12 protein-coding genes are annotated in these 19,702 nt (G+C 53.9%); 6 read left to right on the forward strand and 6 right to left on the reverse strand.

Annotation, left to right across the window (positions count from 1 at the left end):
* Window positions 1-146: 146 nt before the first annotated feature.
* Both cydD and trxB read right to left on the reverse strand, forming a co-directional pair.
* Window positions 147-1,913: a cysteine/glutathione ABC transporter permease/ATP-binding protein CydD gene (cydD, locus tag Q7O77_RS04010; RefSeq protein ID WP_304163729.1), complete on the reverse strand. Its 1,767-nt coding sequence runs from the start codon at window positions 1,911-1,913 to the stop codon at window positions 147-149.
* A gap of 216 nt (window positions 1,914-2,129) precedes the next feature.
* On the reverse strand, window positions 2,130-3,089 hold the full coding sequence (trxB, locus tag Q7O77_RS04015; RefSeq protein ID WP_304163730.1) for a thioredoxin-disulfide reductase: 960 nt from the start codon (window positions 3,087-3,089) through the stop codon (window positions 2,130-2,132).
* 522 nt (window positions 3,090-3,611) lie between these two features.
* On the opposite strand from trxB, the gene lrp reads away from it, so the two are divergent.
* The 6 genes from lrp to Q7O77_RS04045 all read left to right on the forward strand — a co-directional run bounded on the left by lrp (window position 3,612) and on the right by Q7O77_RS04045 (window position 12,507).
* Window positions 3,612-4,106, forward strand: coding sequence for a leucine-responsive transcriptional regulator Lrp (lrp, locus tag Q7O77_RS04020; protein ID WP_011094192.1), 495 nt, complete (start codon window positions 3,612-3,614; stop codon window positions 4,104-4,106).
* A gap of 117 nt (window positions 4,107-4,223) precedes the next feature.
* Window positions 4,224-7,517 (forward strand): DNA translocase FtsK 4TM domain-containing protein, encoded by a 3,294-nt coding sequence (locus Q7O77_RS04025; protein ID WP_304163731.1) that lies wholly within the window; start codon window positions 4,224-4,226, stop codon window positions 7,515-7,517.
* Between the two features lie 173 nt (window positions 7,518-7,690).
* On the forward strand, window positions 7,691-8,302 hold the full coding sequence (gene lolA / locus Q7O77_RS04030) for an outer membrane lipoprotein chaperone LolA (RefSeq protein ID WP_085653021.1): 612 nt from the start codon (window positions 7,691-7,693) through the stop codon (window positions 8,300-8,302).
* A 7-nt stretch (window positions 8,303-8,309) separates the two neighbouring features.
* Window positions 8,310-9,653: a replication-associated recombination protein A gene (locus tag Q7O77_RS04035; RefSeq protein ID WP_304163732.1), complete on the forward strand. Its 1,344-nt coding sequence runs from the start codon at window positions 8,310-8,312 to the stop codon at window positions 9,651-9,653.
* 101 nt (window positions 9,654-9,754) lie between these two features.
* Window positions 9,755-11,050: a serine--tRNA ligase gene (gene serS / locus Q7O77_RS04040; protein WP_304163733.1), complete on the forward strand. Its 1,296-nt coding sequence runs from the start codon at window positions 9,755-9,757 to the stop codon at window positions 11,048-11,050.
* A 302-nt stretch (window positions 11,051-11,352) separates the two neighbouring features.
* Window positions 11,353-12,507, forward strand: a complete 1,155-nt coding sequence (locus Q7O77_RS04045; protein WP_304163734.1) for an MFS transporter — start codon at window positions 11,353-11,355, stop codon at window positions 12,505-12,507.
* 48 nt (window positions 12,508-12,555) lie between these two features.
* On the opposite strand, the gene pflA is transcribed toward Q7O77_RS04045, so the two are convergent.
* The 4 genes from pflA to ycaO all read right to left on the reverse strand — a co-directional run bounded on the left by pflA (window position 12,556) and on the right by ycaO (window position 19,017).
* Window positions 12,556-13,296 (reverse strand): pyruvate formate lyase 1-activating protein, encoded by a 741-nt coding sequence (gene pflA, locus Q7O77_RS04050; RefSeq protein ID WP_094107590.1) that lies wholly within the window; start codon window positions 13,294-13,296, stop codon window positions 12,556-12,558.
* Window positions 13,297-13,531: 235 nt separating this feature from the next.
* Window positions 13,532-15,820, reverse strand: coding sequence for a formate C-acetyltransferase (pflB, locus tag Q7O77_RS04055; RefSeq protein WP_304163735.1), 2,289 nt, complete (start codon window positions 15,818-15,820; stop codon window positions 13,532-13,534).
* Between the two features lie 56 nt (window positions 15,821-15,876).
* On the reverse strand, window positions 15,877-16,734 hold the full coding sequence (gene focA, locus Q7O77_RS04060; protein ID WP_304163736.1) for a formate transporter FocA: 858 nt from the start codon (window positions 16,732-16,734) through the stop codon (window positions 15,877-15,879).
* 522 nt (window positions 16,735-17,256) lie between these two features.
* Window positions 17,257-19,017, reverse strand: coding sequence for a 30S ribosomal protein S12 methylthiotransferase accessory factor YcaO (gene ycaO, locus Q7O77_RS04065; protein ID WP_304163737.1), 1,761 nt, complete (start codon window positions 19,015-19,017; stop codon window positions 17,257-17,259).
* Between the last annotated feature and the right edge of the window lie 685 nt (window positions 19,018-19,702).

Genomic DNA, 19,702 nt, shown 5'->3' on the forward strand with positions numbered 1-19,702 from the left:
GGAACCAACCGGATAGCGTCAACAGTCCGATGCTGGCGAGTAGCGTGAAAATGGCCAGCACCACGCCCAGACTCAGACGCCAAAAATAGCGGCGATAAAGCCTCAGAAAGGGCATCAATACCCGGAAGACCTGTGTTTTCTTCATCTCAGAGCTCTCCTCGGCGCTGTGTCATCAATTCTGCAAAGGGGCCGGGCGTGACGCTGAGCTCACTGAAACTACCTTGCTGTACCAGCCGACCCGCCGCCATTACCCATATCTCATCATAGCTACGAGCTTCGTCGAGCTGGTGCGTAATCAACAGCGTTGTCTGTCTCTTTGAGGCCATACTCAGCGCTTTCATCACGCGCTGTTCGCTATGCGCGTCCAGACTTGCGGTAGGTTCGTCCAGCAACAGTAAATGACTGGGGTGAATCAGGGCTCGTGCGACGGCCACGCGCTGCGCCTGTCCGACCGACAGACGCGCCGCGCCATCGCCGAGGACCGTTTCCAGCCCCAACGGCAGCGAAGGCAGAAACTCGTGAACATAGGCGCTCTCTACCGCTTCCTGAAGCTCCTGTTCGTCTGCATCGGGATGACCCAGCAGGATATTCTGTCGCAGCGTCTGTTCCGGCAAATGCGGGTTCTGGCCGACCCAGCTCAGCTGTTTACGCCATGCCTCGGGGGCAAGGGTATTGAGCTCGACGTTATTGACGGTCAGAGAGCCTTGATAAGGCAGGAATCCTAGCAAAACATTGAGCAGCGATGTTTTGCCTGCGCCGCTGGCGCCGACCAAGGCGACCCGTTGTCCTGCCTCGAGGGTGAATGACAGTGGGCCAGCGAGAACAGTGCCGGTCGGTGAGAGGATCGTCAGCTCTTTCGCCACCAATTTCAGCGGCTCGTCGCTATCGAAACTTGTCTGTCCGTGACCGACTTTCTCCCCCTCTTCAGACAGGAAGGTGAACAGCGTTTCGGCCGCGCCCACGGCCTGAGCTTTCGCGTGATAGAACGTGCCTAAATCCCGCAGCGGTTGGAAGAACTCCGGCGCCAGGATCAGGACCAGAAAACCGGCAAACAATGTGACGCCAGTCCCGTAGTGACCAAAGTTGAGTTCGCCCAGATAAGAAAACCCGAAATAGACGGCGACAATGGCGATGGAAATGGAAGCGAAGAACTCCAGTACGCCGGAGGAGAGGAAGGCCATTCGCAGGACTTCCATCGTGCGACGGCGAAAATCTTCAGAAGCTTGGCGGATGTGATCGGTTTCGGCCTGACCGCGGAAGAACAACCGCAGGGTTTCCAGCCCGCGCAGACGGTCCAAAAAATGGCCGCTGAGACGTTCTAATGCCAGGAAATTGCGGCGATTCGCTTCTGCTGCGCCCATACCGACCATCGCCATAAATATGGGGATCAAGGGGGCTGTCAAAAACAGAATTAACCCGGCGGCCCAGTTGATTGGAAAGACGAAAATGAGGATCAGAAGCGGCATCAGCGCCGCCAGGTACATCTGCGGTAGATAGCGGGCATAATAATCCTGCATGTCGTCGACCTGTTCCAGAATCAACGACGCCCAACTGCCCGCCGGTTTCCCCTGAATCCAGGCCGGTCCCAACTGCTGCAAACGGTCCAGCACCATGCTACGGATCTGTTTGCGGATGACTTCGCCGCAGCGAAAGCCGACGCGCTCTCGTATCCAGCTCACGATGGCTCGCAGGCAAAATGTGGCCGCCAATAACGAAAACGGTGCGATTAACTGTCCGCGTGGGGTGTGATCGATGATGAGCGCCTGCAAGAGCGCAGCTAGCAGCCAGGCTTGAGCGATGATCAGCAGGCCACTCACTAGCCCTAACAGAAGCGAAAGGCGTAGCCAGCGTTGCGCTAACCGGCTCTGCTGTTTCAGCCAGCGGGTGAGTTCTTGTTGTCGGGTATTTTTCATCAGGTGCCGATTGTCTTCTTATAGGAGTAATGCGAAATAACGCTTGTATAACCGCGGGTTAACATTTTCTCGGGCGTTCGGTCAGATTGGCGTCATGTTACCTTGACGAGGAGGCCATGGAAACGAAAAGAGGAGGAAAAGGAGGGGGGACGATCAATTTTTACAAAACGTGAAAAAAAAGTCTGAGGGAGCGAAAACTCCCCCAGACGACGATCATCAGCTGTTGCCCAGACCATCCAGATAACGCTCGGCATCCAGTGCGGCCATACATCCCGTACCGGCGGAGGTAATGGCCTGACGGTAGATGTGATCCATGACATCACCCGCAGCGAATACGCCAGGGACACTGGTCTGTGTCGCGTTGCCGTGAATGCCGGATTGCACCTTGATATAGCCATTTTCCAGCGCGAGCTGGTTGTCGAAAATAGCGGTGTTCGGACTGTGACCAATGGCGATAAAGGCCCCGGCGACGTCCAGCGTTTCCGTTGCTTCGCTATGGGTATCGCGCAGACGAACGCCGGTGACGCCCATCTCATCGCCTAACACTTCATCGAGCGTCCGGTCAGTGTGCAGCACGATGTTGCCGTTCGCGACTTTCTCGTTCAGGCGGTCGATCAGAATTTTTTCTGAGCGGAAAGTATCGCGGCGGTGAATCAGGTGTACCTCAGAAGCGATGTTGGAGAGATACAGCGCTTCTTCGACTGCCGTGTTGCCGCCGCCGACGACGGCGACTTTCTGGTTGCGGTAAAAGAAGCCGTCGCAGGTCGCACAGGCGGAAACGCCTTTGCCTTTGAACGCTTCTTCAGACGGCAGGCCCAGATAACGTGCTGAGGCGCCCGTGGCGATGATCAGAGCGTCACAGGTGTATTCATCGCTATCGCCGAACAGACGGAAAGGACGAGTCTGCAGGTCAACGCGGTTGATGTGGTCGAAAACGATTTCCGTATTGAACTTGGCTGCATGGGCGTGCATGCGTTCCATCAGCGCCGGACCTGTCAGATCATCGGCATCGCCCGGCCAGTTTTCAACTTCCGTGGTGGTGGTCAGCTGACCGCCTTTTTCCATCCCGGTAATCAGCAGCGGGTTCAGGTTGGCGCGCGCAGCATAGACCGCGGCGGTGTATCCGGCGGGACCGGAGCCCAAAATTAACAGTTTGCGGTGTTTGGCTGTACCCATGAGTTCCTTAACTCCAGTGAAGGGACGATGAGGCGATTGTAAGGAAATTAACGGCCTAAAAAAAGCGTAGGAGAATGTTGTTAACTATTTATCCCATCGTTAACAGTCATTGAAAAAAGTGAAACGGCTCTGGTGTTGGGATGTAACACGGTAACATGCGGTCGCCATTGAAGCGCCAAAACGCTGCCTGATAACGTATCTGGCATTTGAATCTGGCAGTTTCTTCTGATTTTAATTGTTTTGCTTTGACAATCGGCTGCGCTTTTGCGAAAACATCCTATGAAGAGGAAATTTTTTGTATGTGAATAGTTGAATGCTCGGCTTTTTATCCGTTTTTGCATTGTTTAATTGACAGGCGACAGCATAGCTCATGCACCTGTTTGTCGTACGCGATACGCGGAATAAACAGACGTGACTTTTGATGTACAAAATAGACAGGGGTCTTCTTTAGGGGCAACTCTGGCACATTGATGTGGGCCGGAGGGAGCGATGAGCAGGGAAGAGTGAAGAGAGACAATAATAATGGTAGACACAAAAAAACGTCCGGGAAAAGATCTTGATCGTATCGATCGCAATATCCTGAACGAATTGCAAAAAGATGGTCGTATCTCCAACGTGGAGCTTTCCAAACGTGTTGGTCTATCTCCCACGCCGTGTCTGGAACGCGTTCGACGTCTGGAGCGACAGGGTTTTATCAATGGCTATACGGCGTTACTGAATCCGCATTATCTGGATGCATCGCTTCTGGTGTTCGTGGAAATTACACTGAACCGTGGCGCGCCGGATGTCTTTGAGCAGTTCAATACTGCGGTACAGAAACTGGAAGAAATTCAGGAGTGTCATCTGGTTTCCGGGGATTTTGACTATCTGTTGAAAACCCGTGTGCCGGACATGTCTGCCTACCGTAAACTGCTGGGGGAAACGCTGTTGCGTCTGCCTGGCGTTAACGACACCCGCACCTACGTGGTGATGGAAGAAGTTAAGCAGAGCAACCGGCTGGTCATCAAGACCCGCTGACGGTATGGGTGCAAAGCCCGGTAAATTCAGCTACACTCCTGTGAATTTATACAGCTACAGCGCCGGGACTTTCTCGGCGTTTTGTCATGACTCCTTTACCGGAACCTGGAGAGACGCTTGAGCCAGGAATACACTGAAGATAAAGAAATTACGCTGGAAAAACTCAGCGCGGGGCGACGTTTGATTGAGGCGTTGCTGGTCGTTGCAGGGCTATTTGCCTGTTATCTGGCCGCTGCGTTGCTGAGCTTCAGCCCGTCCGACCCCAGCTGGTCTCAGACCGCCTGGCATGAACCCATTCACAACCTGGGCGGAGGCGTGGGTGCCTGGATGGCCGATACGCTGTTTTTCGTTTTTGGCGTACTGGCTTATGCCATTCCCCCCGTGATGATCTCGCTGTGTTGGCTGATTTATCGTCAGCGAAACCGCCAGCATGCCCTTGACTACTTCACCTTCTCCTTACGTTTGATTGGCGCTCTGGCGCTCATTCTGACGTCGTGCGGTCTGGCCGCCGTCAACGTGGATGACCTTTACTATTTTGCCTCCGGCGGCGTGCTGGGCAGCTTACTCAGCAGTGCCATGATCCCGCGCTTTAACAGCATCGGCTCTACGTTGATTTTGTTGTGTGTATGGGCGGCGGGTTTGACGTTATTCACCGGCTGGTCGTGGCTGACGATTGCAGAAAAAATCGGGGCCGCGGTGATGGGCTGCCTGACGTTCTTCTCCAATCGCGGACGTCGTGATGATTATATCGATGACGAGGACGTTGCGCGCCAGACGGAGCATGAAACCGACGCTACGCCGTCCCTTGCACGTCGTGGACACGAGGAAGATGAAAACGATGTGTTGCTCGCTTCACCGGCGATTCCTGCCGCGCAGTCAACGGACGATGAGGGACAACCGACTTCGCCGCCACCAGCCGATCCGGTAATAGACGACGTCGCGAAAAGCGTGTCTGCAAGCGCGACAGCGGCGGAAAACGTGACGGCGCCCACCACGCCGATTGACAGCCAGCAGGTCGTCACCGTTCCGATGGACACGGATAAACACGTCAACGAAGCGAAAGAACACGATGTACCTCCGCTATATTCTTTCGAAGTCCCAGAATCCACGGCCGCCGAGCCTTTGAGCGAAAGCCCGGTGCATCATTCTCAGCCTGCTGAGCGAGTTGCCCCGGTGCCGTCGACGCCAGTGACGCCGGTCGCAGTAACGGCAGCAGCGGCGGTATCAACAAATCAGGCCGCCTCTACGCTACCGTTTACGCCGGCATTTTCAGCCGAGGATACGAATCCGCAGATCAAGCAGGGCGTCGGTCCTGAATTGCCGCGCCCGAATCCTGTGCGTATCCCGACGCGGCGTGAGCTGGCTTCCTATGGCATTAAGTTGCCTTCGCAGCGGCTTGCGGAGCAGCAGGAGCGCGAAGCCCAGCGTCAAACGCAGGCGAATGGCGTCGAAGATCCGCTCGAACAGAATGAGGTTGATCAGGAAGACGACGCGCTGATGCATCAGCTCGCGCAGGACTTTGCAGAGCAGCAGCAGGAACGTTACGGCCACGACACCTTGAATGATGGAGAGGGACAAACTTCCGCCGAGCCGGTTGCTCCGTCTTACGCTCAGCCGCAGCAACCCTCTGTTCAGCCATCTCGTCCTACTCAGGTTCCGCCATTGGACAGCGTATTCGCCATTTCGCCGCTGGCTGATTTGATTGACGATACGCCAAGCGAGCCCCTGTTTACTCTGTCTCCGCAGGAAGAGGCGGCGGCAGCCGTGGAGCATGTCGCATCGCAAACGCCGATGACGCCTTCTGTTCAACCTGCGGCACCGGCCCCGGAAGCGACGGACGACACAGACGACGACGCGTCGCCGTCCATTATGGATAGCCTGATCCACCCGTTCCTGATGCGTAACGACCAGCCGCTACAGAAACCGACGACGCCGTTCCCTTCTTTCGACCTGCTGACTCCGCCTTCCGGGAACGATGATCCGGTGGATGATTTCGCGCTGGAACAGACGGCAAGGCTGATTGAAGCGCGTTTGGCGGATTACCGCGTCAAGGCGACGGTGGTGGGGTATCACCCTGGTCCGGTCATTACTCGATTCGATCTGGATCTGGCGCCCGGTGTAAAAGCAGCCCGAATTTCCAACCTGGCGAAGGACCTGGCTCGTTCACTGTCTGTTGTGGCCGTGCGTATCGTGGAAGTTATTCCCGGCAAACCGTACGTCGGACTGGAATTGCCGAACAAACATCGTCAGACCGTATTCCTGCGTGAAGTGCTGGATTGCGATCGTTTCCGCGATAATCCTTCGCCGCTGTCGGTCGTATTAGGCAAGGATATCGCGGGTCAACCGGTGGTGGCCGATCTGGCTAAAATGCCGCACTTGCTGGTGGCGGGGACGACCGGCTCGGGTAAATCCGTCGGCGTTAACGCCATGATTATCAGTATGTTGTACAAGGCCTCTCCGCAAGATGTCCGCTTCATCATGATCGACCCGAAAATGCTGGAGCTGTCGGTCTATGAAGGGATTCCGCATCTGCTGACGGAAGTCGTGACGGACATGAAAGATGCGGCTAACGCGCTGCGTTGGTGCGTTGGCGAAATGGAGCGGCGTTATAAGCTGATGTCGGCGCTGGGCGTGCGTAACCTGAGTGGTTACAACGAGCGTGTCGAGCAGGCTGAATCCATGGGGCGTCCGATTCCCGATCCGTTCTGGAAACCGGGCGACAGTATGGAAACGCAGCCGCCGATGCTGGAAAAATTGCCTTACATCGTGGTGATGGTGGATGAATTCGCCGATTTGATGATGGCGGTAGGGAAAAAGGTTGAAGAGCTGATCGCTCGTCTGGCCCAGAAGGCGCGTGCGGCAGGGATTCATCTGGTTCTGGCAACGCAGCGTCCGTCGGTGGATGTGATTACCGGCTTGATTAAGGCCAACATTCCCACGCGTATCGCCTTTACGGTGTCCAGTAAAATTGACTCCAGAACGATCCTCGATCAGGGCGGCGCGGAATCACTGTTGGGTATGGGTGACATGTTGTACATGGCTCCCAACTCTTCTATCCCCGTACGTGTGCATGGCGCATTTGTCCGGGATCAGGAAGTGCATGCGGTCGTTCAGGACTGGAAGGCGCGCGGTCGTCCTGAATACATCGACAGTATCGTCAAGGGCGGTGAAGAAGGCGAAGGCGGCAGTCTGGGTCTGGACGGGGATGAAGAGCTCGACCCGTTGTTCGATCAGGCAGTTGCTTTTGTGGTGGAAAAACGTCGCGCGTCGATCTCCGGCGTACAGCGTCAGTTCCGCATCGGCTACAACCGTGCAGCGCGTCTTGTCGAGCAAATGGAAGCGCAGGGCATTGTCAGCTCCCCGGGTCATAACGGCAATCGCGAAGTTCTGGCTCCCCCGCCCATGGAGTAATTCTTGGACCGAAGCGGCTGTCGTTTGTGCAAAGATGCGTAAAAGCCTGACAATACAGACAATGACGGCTGTTTCGGTTTACCTCGCTGATCTACAGTGAAGTCATACATTCGGCGGTTGTTTGTGATAGCCGCTGACCGATGCCATCAGGATAGTAAAAGGATCTTCTCATGATAAAAAAATGGTTAATGACCGGTTGTTTGCTGTCGAGCATGGTATCCAGCGCCGTATACGCCGATGCCTCCAGCGATCTGCAAAGTCGCCTGAGCAAAGTTAATAGCTTCCACGCCAGCTTTTCTCAAAAGGTGACGGGCAATGATGGTTCAGCGGTACAGGATGGCGAGGGAGAGCTGTGGGTTCAGCGCCCGAATCTGTTTAACTGGAAAACGACTTCGCCTGACGAAAGCGTGCTGATTTCCGACGGCAAAACGCTGTGGTTCTATAACCCGTTCGTCGAGCAGGTCACTGCGACCTGGGTAAAAGATGCGACGGGGAACACGCCGTTCATCCTGATTACGCGTAATAGCCCGAGCGACTGGAAAAATTACCATGTCACCCAGAAAGGCGATGACTTTGAACTGATGCCGAAGTCCGCCAGCGGTAACCTGCGTCAATTCTCCATCAGCGTGACCAGTTCCGGCACCATCAAAGGTTTCACCGCCACTGAACAGGACGGTCAGCGCAGTAGTTATGTCCTCAAAGATCAGCAAAACGGAGCGGTTGACGCGGCAAAATTCACCTTTACACCGCCCAAAGGGGTTGCGGTGGACGACCAACGTCAGTGAGGCGTCTGTGAGTAATCTGTCCCTCGATTTTTCCGAGAATGAATTTCAGCCACTGGCCGCGCGTATGCGGCCAGTTACATTAGCGCAGTATATCGGCCAGCAGCATCTGCTGGGGCCGGGCAAACCGTTGCCGCGCGCGATTGAATCCGGCCAGCTTCACTCCATGATTCTGTGGGGGCCTCCGGGCACGGGAAAAACTACGCTGGCGGAGTTGATCGGCCGTTACGGGGATGCTGATGTGGAGCGCATCTCAGCAGTAACGTCTGGCATCAAGGAGATTCGTGAAGCGATTGAACGTGCGCGGCAAAATCGCAATGCCGGACGCCGCACCATTCTGTTCGTGGACGAAGTTCATCGCTTTAATAAAAGCCAACAGGATGCCTTTCTCCCTCATATCGAGGATGGCACGATCACTTTCATCGGCGCGACGACAGAGAATCCCTCGTTCGAGCTGAACTCCGCATTGTTATCCCGCGCCCGCGTCTATTTATTAAAAGCGCTGACGGCGGATGATATCGAAGTTGTCTTGACTCAGGCGCTGCAGGATAGCGAGCGCGGTTTGGGAAAACAGCACATCGTCTTGCCTGACGAGACGCGCCGTTTGCTGTCTCAGCTAGTGAATGGCGATGCCCGGCGCGCACTTAATTTACTGGAAATGATGTCGGATATGGCGGAGGTCGACGCCGCCGGCGAGCGTCATCTGACGCCCGAATTGCTCAACGAAGTCGCCGGTGAACGCAGCGCTCGTTTTGATAACAAAGGCGACCGATATTATGACCTGATCTCCGCGTTGCATAAATCAGTGCGCGGCTCAGCGCCGGATGCGGCACTTTACTGGTACGCACGGATTATCACGGCGGGCGGCGACCCGTTGTATGTCGCCCGACGTTTGCTGGCGATTGCCTCGGAAGATGTGGGAAATGCCGATCCTCGTGGTATGCAGGTGGCGATTGCCGCGTGGGACTGTTTCACCCGCGTGGGTCCCGCCGAAGGGGAGAGGGCGATCGCTCAGGCCATTGTCTATCTGGCGTGCGCACCGAAAAGCAATGCTGTTTATACGGCATTCAAGTCGGCGATGCGTGATGCGCGTGACAAGCCGGATTTTGATGTGCCTGATCACTTACGCAATGCGCCAACCGCACTCATGAAAGAGATGGGGCTTGGTGCTGAGTATCGTTATGCCCACGATGAACCCAATGCGTATGCGGCGGGCGAGAACTATTTCCCTGCAGAAATGGCAGCCACGCAGTATTATCATCCAACCTCTCGCGGTTTAGAGGGTAAGATCGGTGAAAAGCTCGCCTGGCTGGCCTCTCAGGATCAAAATAGCCCGACAAAACGCTACCGCTAGCCTACCCGTTGCGGTAAGGTTACAACCGATATTTTCTGCTACAGGGACCTTTTCAGGCCCGCTGTTATATCTATTCCATCAATAAAAAGCACAGGACTAGCATGCTCGATCCCAATTTACTGCGTAATGAGCTAGACGCAGTTGCCGAAAAACTACTGGCTCGCCGAGGTTTTACACTGGATGTTGAGGCGCTGCGTGCACAAGAAGCGCGTCGCAAAACGCTACAGGTCGAAACGGAAAGTTTGCTGGCAGAACGTAACTCCCGATCGAAAGAGATCGGTGCGGCTAAAGCACGTGGTGAAGATATTGAACCGCTGCGCCGTGAAGTTAACGCATTGGGTGAGAAGCTGGAATCTGCAAAAAAAGAACTCGATCAGCTCCAGAGTGCGATTCGCGAACTGTCTTTGACGATCCCGAACCTGCCTGATGACTGTGTGCCGTTGGGTAAGGATGACACTGAAAATCAGGAAATCAGCCGCTGGGGCGAGCCGCGCCAGCTGGGCTTTGAACCTCGCGATCACGTCGATTTGGGTGAAATCAATCAAGGCCTGAGCATGGCCGATGGGGTCAAGCTGACCGGTTCGCGTTTCTCCGTGATGCGCGGACAGATTGCGCGTATGCACCGTGCGCTTGCTCAGTTCATGCTGGACCAGCACACCGAGCAGCATGGTTACCTGGAAGCCTATGTCCCGTATCTGGTCAATCAGGACTCCCTGTATGGTACTGGCCAGTTGCCGAAATTTGGTGAAGACCTGTTTCACACCAAACCGTTGTCGGAAGAAGCCGACAGCAGCAACTATGCACTGATTCCAACGGCGGAAGTGCCGCTGACCAATCTGGTGCGTAACGAGATCCTGGACGAAGAGTCATTGCCGATCAAGATGACGGCGCACACGCCGTGCTTCCGTTCTGAGGCGGGCTCTTATGGCCGTGATACCCGCGGTCTGATTCGCGTTCATCAGTTCGACAAAGTCGAGATGGTGCAGATTGTTCGTCCGGAAGACTCCATGCAGGCGCTGGAAGAGTTGACCGGCCACGCGGAAAAAATCCTTCAGCTGCTGAACCTACCTTATCGCAAAGTACTGCTGTGTACGGGCGATATGGGCTTTGGCTCTTGCAAAACCTACGATCTGGAAGTGTGGCTGCCGGCGCAGAATACCTATCGTGAAATCTCCTCATGCTCCAACATGTGGGATTTCCAGGCTCGTCGTATGCAGACTCGTTGCCGTACCAAGGGTGATAAGAAAACCCGTTTGGTACACACGCTGAATGGCTCAGGTCTGGCAGTGGGCCGCGCATTGGTCGCCGTGATGGAAAACTACCAGCAGGCGGATGGTCGCATTGAAGTGCCGGAAGTGCTGCGTCCGTACATGAACGGTCTGGAATTTATCGGTTAAATGACCTGTTGCTGAACAAGGCGCCCTTAGGGGCGCTTTTTTTATGCTTAGACTTTCGCGTTATCAAGCAAAGCGTAGGTATTTTCCCGGAATCTGGCAGAGGATAAATGCGAGATTAAGCGGTCATAATAAAAGGCTATTGTCGTGAAACCCGCCGTCAGCCGGGGTTCGATAAGACGCTGAGAGGCGACGCGGTACCAGGCCATGAACAAATCGTGCGGTCACTCTCTCAACACGGATTGACTTTAACTTTGCTGGTGGCATGATGCGCGCAAAATATCTTCTCTCATGGTCATCGACCCATGTTCACCTATACGCGCCCGGTCATTTTGCTGCTTAGCGGTCTCCTCCTGCTAACGGTCTGCATTGCTGTGCTCAATACGCTTGTTCCCCTTTGGTTGAATGCTCAACAGCTGTCTGTATGGCAAGTCGGGCTGGTGGGTTCCTCTTATTTCAGTGGCAACCTGATTGGCACGTTGTTGGCCGGAGCCTTGATCCATCGCCTTGGATTTAACCGCTCCTATTACCTCGCCGCGATCCTGCTGGCTATCGCCACCGCAGCCTTGGCGTTGTCGGTCGATTTCTGGGGCTGGTTGCTGTGGCGCTTCATCGCGGGCGTTGGTTGTGCATTGATCTGGGTCGTGGTGGAGAGCGCATTGCTGTGCAGCGGCCATGCGACTAACCGGGGGCAACTGCTGGCGGCGTACATGATGTCCTACTATTTGGGAAGCGTCGTCGGTCAACTGCTGTTGAGCATGGTGCATACCGATGTTTTCAGCGTCCTGCCGTGGGCGGTTACTCTGGTGATCCTCAGCGTATTACCGATGCTGTTTGCCCGGCTTTCTCCGCCGCAGATAATGGCGCACAAGGTGAATGTTTGGCAGATGTTACGTTACCGTACGGCCCGTTTAGGCATTAACGGCTGCGTGATTTCCGGCATCATCTTGGGGTCAATGTATGGTCTGATGCCGCTCTATCTGGCCCATCAGGGAATGAGTGACGCTCAGGTCGGTTATTGGATGGCATTGCTTATTAGCGCCGGTATTTTTGGACAATGGCCGGTTGGCAAAATGGCGGACCGCTATGGTCGTCTGATGGTGCTGAGAGTATTGGTATTCGCGGTGATCATCGGCTGTATCATGATGTTGGGCTTCAGTCGTTACGCGATGGTGCCGGCGTTATTCATTCTAGGCTGCGCGGCATTTACGCTCTATCCCGTGGCTATGTCATGGGCCTGCGAGAAAGTGGCGGCGGGAGAGTTGGTTGCAATGAATCAGGCGTTGTTGCTGAGCTACACGATCGGCAGCCTGACAGGACCCAGCTTGGCGGCGATGTTGATGCAATCCTATTCCGATAAATTGCTGTTCGTCCTGATCGGCGCCATCGCTTTTTGTTATCTGGTGATGTTGCTGAAAAAGGCTAATCATCAACATCCCAATCCGCTGGCGGCGGCTTAACGGTTTCGTCCATAAGCCGGTCATAGACTGACCGGCTCGCCGTCAGTGTCAATAAACGACGTGGTGACCGTAGCTTTCGAGAATGGACTTCACGCGGTTCATGGTCTCAGCTTTCGGGGGCTTCACGCCATCCAACTGATATTCCTCGCCCATCGCCACCCATTTGTGTTTACCCAGCTCATGGTAGGGCAGGAGCTCAATCTTTTCGATATTACCCATCTCTTGAGTGAACTCTCCCAGCATATGTGCTGACTTATCGTCGTCAGACCAGCCGGGAACGACCACATAGCGAATCCACGTTCTTTGCTGCCGTTTGGCGAGATAACGTGCAAATTCCAGCGTGCGATGATTGGAAACACCCACCAGGTTCTGATGGATAGTGTCGTCAAGCTGCTTCAAATCCAACATCACCAAATCGGTGGCATCGAGTAGCTCATCGATAACCGGATCGTAACGGCGAACGAATCCGTTGGTATCAAGACAGGTGTTGATGCCTTGCTCCTGACAGGCGCGGAACCAATCGCGGACGAATTCCGCCTGCAAAATGGCCTCGCCACCGGAGGCTGTGACGCCGCCGCCGGATGCATTCATGTAATGACGATAGGTGACCACCTCTTTCATCAGCTCTTCTACCGTAATCTCTTTGCCACCGTGGGTATCCCAGGTATCGCGGTTGTGGCAGTAGAGACAGCGCATCAAACATCCCTGAAAGAAGACGATGAAGCGAATGCCTGGACCGTCGACGGTTCCACAGGATTCGAAAGAGTGAATACGACCAATTACTGACATTGCGAGGTTTCTCCGGGTTGGGCCGAACAATAGCGGCCAGCTGGGGCGCAGAATGACGCCATCATGCATGACGTACAGCAGGATGACGCTGCGTCGAATCTGTTTTGGCAGCCATCCCTCGTTAAACGGTCACGGCGGGCTGACAAAACAGGCTCTCAATACTCCGGCGAAGCGGTGAAAAAAGGCCCCACAGAGTGGAGCCTTTATTTTACGCCTTTTCAGGCAGACATGATAATCAGATGGACTGCGTGAAGGTACGCGTGATGACGTCCTGCTGCTGTTCTTTGGTCAGCGAGTTAAAGCGCACTGCGTAACCAGAAACACGGATGGTCAACTGCGGATATTTTTCCGGGTTTTCCATTGCGTCGAGCAACATTTCACGGTTCATCACGTTCACGTTCAGGTGCTGACCACCTTCTACGCTGTTGGATGCTTCGTGGTGGAAGTAACCATCCATCAGGCCAGCCAGGTTGGCTTTACGGACATCGTCGTCTTTACCCAGAGCGTTCGGCACGATAGAGAAGGTGTAAGAAATACCATCTTTCGCGTAGGCAAACGGCAGTTTAGCGACAGAGGTCAGAGAGGCTACAGCACCTTTCTGGTCACGGCCGTGCATCGGGTTAGCACCAGGTCCGAACGGCGCGCCAGCGCGACGACCATCCGGAGTGTTACCGGTTTTCTTACCGTATACCACGTTGGACGTGATGGTCAGTACAGACTGAGTCGGTACTGCATTGCGGTAAGTGTTCAGCTTCTGAATTTTCTTCATGAAGCGTTCAACCAGGTCACAGGCCAGGTCATCAACGCGCGGGTCGTTGTTACCGAACTGCGGGTATTCGCCTTCGATGTCAAAGTCGATAGCCAGGCCGTCTTCGTCACGGACAGGTTTAACTTTGGCATATTTGATGGCGGACAGGGAGTCAGCAGCAACAGACAGACCGGCGATGCCGCATGCCATGGTGCGATACACATCACGGTCGTGCAGCGCCATCAGAGAGGCTTCGTAGCTGTACTTATCATGCATGTAGTGGATGATGTTCAGCGCGGTGACGTACTGTTTTGCCAGCCAGTCCATGAAGTGATCCATACGTTCCATGACTTCGTCGAAGTTCAGGGTTTCGCTCAGGATCGGTGCAGATTTCGGGCCTACCTGCATCTTCATTTTTTCGTCCATGCCGCCGTTGATTGCATACAGCATGGTTTTTGCCAGGTTGGCACGAGCGCCGAAGAACTGCATCTGTTTGCCCACAACCATCGGGCTAACGCAACAGGCAATGGCGTAGTCGTCATTGTCAAAGTCAGGGCGCATCAGATCATCATTCTCGTACTGCAGAGAAGAGGTATCGATGGAGACTTTAGCCGCGTATTTTTTGAAGTTTGACGGCAGTTTTTCAGACCACAGAATGGTCATGTTCGGTTCCGGAGACGGCCCCATGGTGTACAGGGTGTTCAGGAAACGGAAGCTGGTTTTGGTGACCAGAGTACGGCCATCCAGGCCCATACCGGCCAGAGATTCAGTCGCCCAGATCGGGTCGCCGGAGAACAGCTCATCGTATTCAGGGGTACGCAGGAAGCGGACCATACGCAGTTTCATGACCAGGTGGTCGATCAGTTCCTGAGCGTCCTGTTCGGTGATTTTGCCAGCTTTCAGATCGCGTTCGATGAAGATATCCAGGAAGGTGGATACACGACCGAAGGACATTGCAGCACCGTTCTGAGACTTAACGGCAGCCAGGTAACCAAAGTAGGTCCACTGTACCGCTTCCTGAGCAGTCGTTGCCGGAGCAGAGATATCGCAACCGTATTTGGCTGCCATTTCTTTGATCTGTCCCAGAGCGCGATGCTGTTCAGCAATTTCTTCACGCAGACGGATAGTGGCTTCCAGATCTTCGCCGTTTTCCAGTTTGCTCTGCAGGGAGCTGAACTGAGCGAATTTCTCTTTCATCAGGTAGTCGATACCGTACAGCGCAACGCGACGGTAGTCACCGATGATACGGCCACGGCCATACGCATCTGGCAGACCGGTCAGCACACCGGATTTACGGCAACGCAGGATATCCGGGGTATAAACGTCAAACACACCCTGGTTATGAGTTTTGCGGTATTCGGTGAAGATTTTTTTCAGTTCCGGATCCAGCTCGCGGTCGTACGCTTTGCAAGAACCTTCAACCATCTTGATGCCGCCGAAGGGGATAAGCGCGCGTTTCAGCGGAGCATCGGTCTGAAGACCAACCACTTTTTCGAGGTTGTTGTCGATGTAGCCAGCATCATGCGAGGTGATAGTAGCAGCAAGGTCAGTATCGAAATCAACAGGCGCATGAGTGCGGTTTTCCTGTTTGATACCTTCCATGACTTTATCCCACAGCGCGCTAGTCGCAGGAGTAGCGCCCGCCAGGAAAGACTCATCGCCTTCATACGGCGTGTAGTTTTTCTGGATGAAGTCACGAACATTGACTTCATTCTGCCATTCACCTTTGCTAAAACCTTGCCATGCGTTGGCTAATTTTTCATTCAGATCGGTCATTTTACACCTACCTTTTATATGGATTTTTAAAACCCGATGTTGCGGCCGATAACACCCTAGTGCTTGTCTCCACCGCGCAAATAAATAACCCAATAAGTTAAGCCTACCAACAACCCGCCACCAATGATGTTGCCGATAGTGACCGGGATCAGGTTATCGACAATAAAATTGTGGATGGTCAGGTGTTCGAATTGGCTCGGCGCCATTCCAATGGCATGCCAGAACTCTTCCGAAGCGAAGTTTTTAATCACAATTCCCATAGGAATCATGAACATGTTTGCAATGCTATGCTCGAAGCCGCTAGCAACAAACATGGCGACCGGCAAAACCATAACCAGACATTTGTCGAGCAGGGTACGGCCGGAGTAACTCATCCAGACGGCCAGGCAGACCATCAGATTCGCCAGAATACCAAGGCACAACGCTTCAGTGAACGTATGCTCCAGCTTGTGGTTTGCTGTTTGCACGATATTTAAACCCCACGCGCCGTTAGCGACCATGTGCTCGCCTGAGAACCAAATCAGGGCAACGAAGATCAGCGCTCCTATCAGGTTCCCAAAATAGACGTTTACCCAGTTACAGCCCAACTGACGCCAGGTAATGCGGTCACTGGCTTTAGCCACAAGAATTAATACCGTGGACGTAAACAAGTCTGCGCCGCAGACCACCACCAGCATCAGCCCCAGAGAGAAGCAGATACCGCCGACCAGTTTGGCCATGCCGAAAGGCATCGAAGCCGACCCTGTCGTGGCAGTGATGTAGAAGACAAATGCGATGGAGATGAAAACTCCCGCACTTATCGCGAGGGAAAATGTAGTCAGCGGTTTTTTTGTCGCTTTATAGACACCTGCATCTTCCGCAACTTTTGCCATTGCTGCCGGGAGTAGCAGAGTAAAGGGGTTGTCAGCTTTCACACTAACTCTCTCTTAAAGTTTATCAGCGCAGTGATATTAACAAAGCATATTAATGCGAAATTTGACATGGATCATAATGGCGGGTACTTGACAGGTCTTAAGTCCCTCAAAATGCCATGCAATCATGGTTAACCGAATGAATTTTAACGAAAAAATATTTTTTAAAAAATATAAAAATCGTTTAAGGAGGTGCGTTTAAATAGGGGTTTTTTATTAAAAAACAGCACTTATTTTATAATTATAGCGGTTAAATCCTTCGCCACTAGTCGAAATTTAACCAAGTAGTAACATCAAAAATAATATCCACAATTAAATGAAGGTGTTAGGTAAAAATAACCCTAACTTTAATCTGGGATAATAGAAGCTGACGAAAAATGGAAATCGGGGGCAAACAGCCGCGGGGAGTGTAAAGCATTGTTGCAGCGATGGGAATCCATCAGAGTGTAAATATATACCCCACTAATAAAAAATGGGATCATGGTGAAGTACGGCAAGCATATGCCTGCCGTATTGATAGGAGGGTTAGGACTGCCAGTGCTTACGTTTGGCTTGCTGCAGTTTTTCATAGGCCGCCAGCAAAGACTGGTGAGCCGGCAAAGCGGTCAGCGACGCGTCGACAGAGAACAACTTGTAGAAGCAAGATTCACCGGCGATGGCCGCGCTGGCATGCTCAACGGTATCCCGGCCGTACATCTTGACCAGCGCATCGTAATATTGCGCAGCCTCTCTTTCAGGCTCCAGCGCCAGTTCCAGCAGGGTTTGCAGGCAGCGATAGTAGTTGCTGTGCTCAGGACTGAAGACTGACTGGTTGAAGTCCTGCGACCACTCGACCCAACTCAGCGCCTGTTCCAGATCGCCGCCCGCCAGCGCCAGCATGGATTTGAGTTCCCCGACACGCAGCGTGAACCAGCCATTATCTTTGCCGGTCGCAATACCCAGCAGTTCGCGCACGCGGGTAAAGTCATCCAGCCCTTCGTCGTCTAACTGTTGTAGCAGCGCCAGATAGTCTTCCTGGGCAAATTGGCTGTCGGGGAGAGCCAGCAACGTTTCACGTAGGTGCGCGCCCATGCTGTTGTTTGCCAGCAGCAAGTCTTCGGCGGGATAAATGTCGGACATCCCCGGCACCAAAATACGGCAAGCGTACACTGAGAGATGTTCGTAATCGGCGATATACACTTCTTTATCTTCCGCGCGGAAGATATCCATCAACGTCGCGAACTCCTGCTCGGTCGTACCGCTGAAGTCCCAGTCGTTAAAGGCGTAATCTGACTCTTCTTTAAAGAGGTCCCAAGAGATCAAACCGCTGGAGTCGATGAAGTGCGTCTCCAGGTTAGTATGCTCGGCGACTTCTTCATTATCGAAAGTCGGCGGGGTGAAAACATCCAGATCTTTCAGGCCCCGTCCCTGCAGAAGCTCTGTGACGGTGCGCTCCAGCGCGACGCCGAAGTCCGGGTGTGCGCCGAAGGACGCGAAGCATGTGCCGTTAGCCGGGTTAAACAACACCACGCAGATCACCGGGTATGTCCCGCCCAGCGAAGCGTCAAAGGCGAAAATCGGAAAGCCTTCCTGCTCGAGCGTGGCGATGGATTCGACGATGCCCGGATAGCGGGACAGTACATCCGCCGGAATTTTCGGCAGGCTGATGGCTTCCGCGATGATTCTGTTTTTCACGTAGCGTTCGAACACTTCGGACAGTCCCTGCACGCGTGCTTCATTCGCGCTGTTGCCTGCGGACATCCCGTTAGAGACATACAGGTTGCCGATAATGTTGACCGGGATATAGACCGTCTGGAGATCGGACTGGCGTGTGAAAGGCAGCGCACAGATACCGCGCTCGGCATGGCCGGATTGCAAATCGATCAGGTCGCTCGCGGTCAGTTCCTGTTCGGGATCGTAGAAAGCGTGCAGGCGCTCATCGAGGATACCTTCGGGTAGCGTGTCATCCTCGGGCAGGGCGAACCATTTTTCGTCCGGATAGTGGACGAAATCGCCGTTAGCGATGTTTTGGCCTAAATAGAAATCGGCAAAGAAGTAGTTGGTGGACAGGCGCTCGAAATATTCGCCGAGCGCGGAAGCCAAGGCCGCTTTTTTCGTCGCGCCTTTACCGTTGGTGAAACACAACGCGCAATCACGGTCGCGGATGTGGACGGACCAGACGTTAGGCACCGGATTCAGCCATGAGGCTTCTTCGATGTTGAACCCCAGGTCTTGGAGCTGCTGTTGAAAACGGGCGATGGAGTCTTCCAGGGCGGCGTCTTTGCCTGGGATAAACGTTTGGGTCATGTTGCTCACTCGGTTGTTTTTTTGCAAAAAAGGCATGATACGGACTTTTATGCGCCGACTCTATTTATTCTCTGTAACAGGCGAGCAACAGCTCGAGGGACGGCGTCGGTGCTCGGTTGGCAACGTTTTCGTCAACCGGGGTGAATAAGCGTTGCAGGCGCGAATAACGAGTGATAAAACCAATAACCAAGCAAAACCAGCGACGACTCAGGTCGCCATTTTTATTATTTAGACAGAGTGTGGTGAGGGGAAATGACTCAGGTTTTTAATTTTAGCGCCGGTCCGGCGATGCTGCCGGCCGATGTAATGCGTCAAGCGCAACAGGAATTGTGTAACTGGCAGGGACTGGGGACGTCGGTGATGGAAATCAGCCATCGCAGCAAAGAATTTATCCAGGTCGCTACCGAGTCTGAACAGGATCTGCGTGATCTCCTCAATATCCCCTCCAACTATAAAGTTCTTTTCTGCCACGGTGGTGCGCGAGCGCAGTTCGCGGCTGTTCCGATGAACCTGCTGGGCGACAACAACAAGGCCGACTATATCGACGGCGGCTATTGGGCGCACAGCGCCATTAATGAAGCACAAAAATATGGCACACCCAATGTCATCGACGTGAAAACGCGCGTGGATGGCCTGCGTGCAGTGACTGTCTCTTATACACATCTCCGAGCCCACGAGACTAAGG

The sequence above is a fragment of the Lonsdalea britannica genome (genome assembly GCF_946477055.1).
Taxonomy (GTDB): Bacteria; Pseudomonadota; Gammaproteobacteria; order Enterobacterales; family Enterobacteriaceae; genus Lonsdalea; species Lonsdalea britannica_A.

What these genes read in the sequence shown, in the direction of transcription:
- cydD (WP_304163729.1), bottom strand. Translation starts at nt 1,913, where the DNA reads ATGAAAAATACCCGACAACAAGAACTCACCCGCTGGCTGAAACAGCAG.
- Q7O77_RS04045 (WP_304163734.1), top strand. Translation starts at nt 11,353, where the DNA reads ATGTTCACCTATACGCGCCCGGTCATTTTGCTGCTTAGCGGTCTCCTC.
- pflB (WP_304163735.1), bottom strand. Translation starts at nt 15,820, where the DNA reads ATGACCGATCTGAATGAAAAATTAGCCAACGCATGGCAAGGTTTTAGC.
- pflA (WP_094107590.1), bottom strand. Translation starts at nt 13,296, where the DNA reads ATGTCAGTAATTGGTCGTATTCACTCTTTCGAATCCTGTGGAACCGTC.
- ycaO (WP_304163737.1), bottom strand. Translation starts at nt 19,017, where the DNA reads ATGACCCAAACGTTTATCCCAGGCAAAGACGCCGCCCTGGAAGACTCC.
- lrp (WP_011094192.1), top strand. Translation starts at nt 3,612, where the DNA reads ATGGTAGACACAAAAAAACGTCCGGGAAAAGATCTTGATCGTATCGAT.
- trxB (WP_304163730.1), bottom strand. Translation starts at nt 3,089, where the DNA reads ATGGGTACAGCCAAACACCGCAAACTGTTAATTTTGGGCTCCGGTCCC.
- serS (WP_304163733.1), top strand. Translation starts at nt 9,755, where the DNA reads ATGCTCGATCCCAATTTACTGCGTAATGAGCTAGACGCAGTTGCCGAA.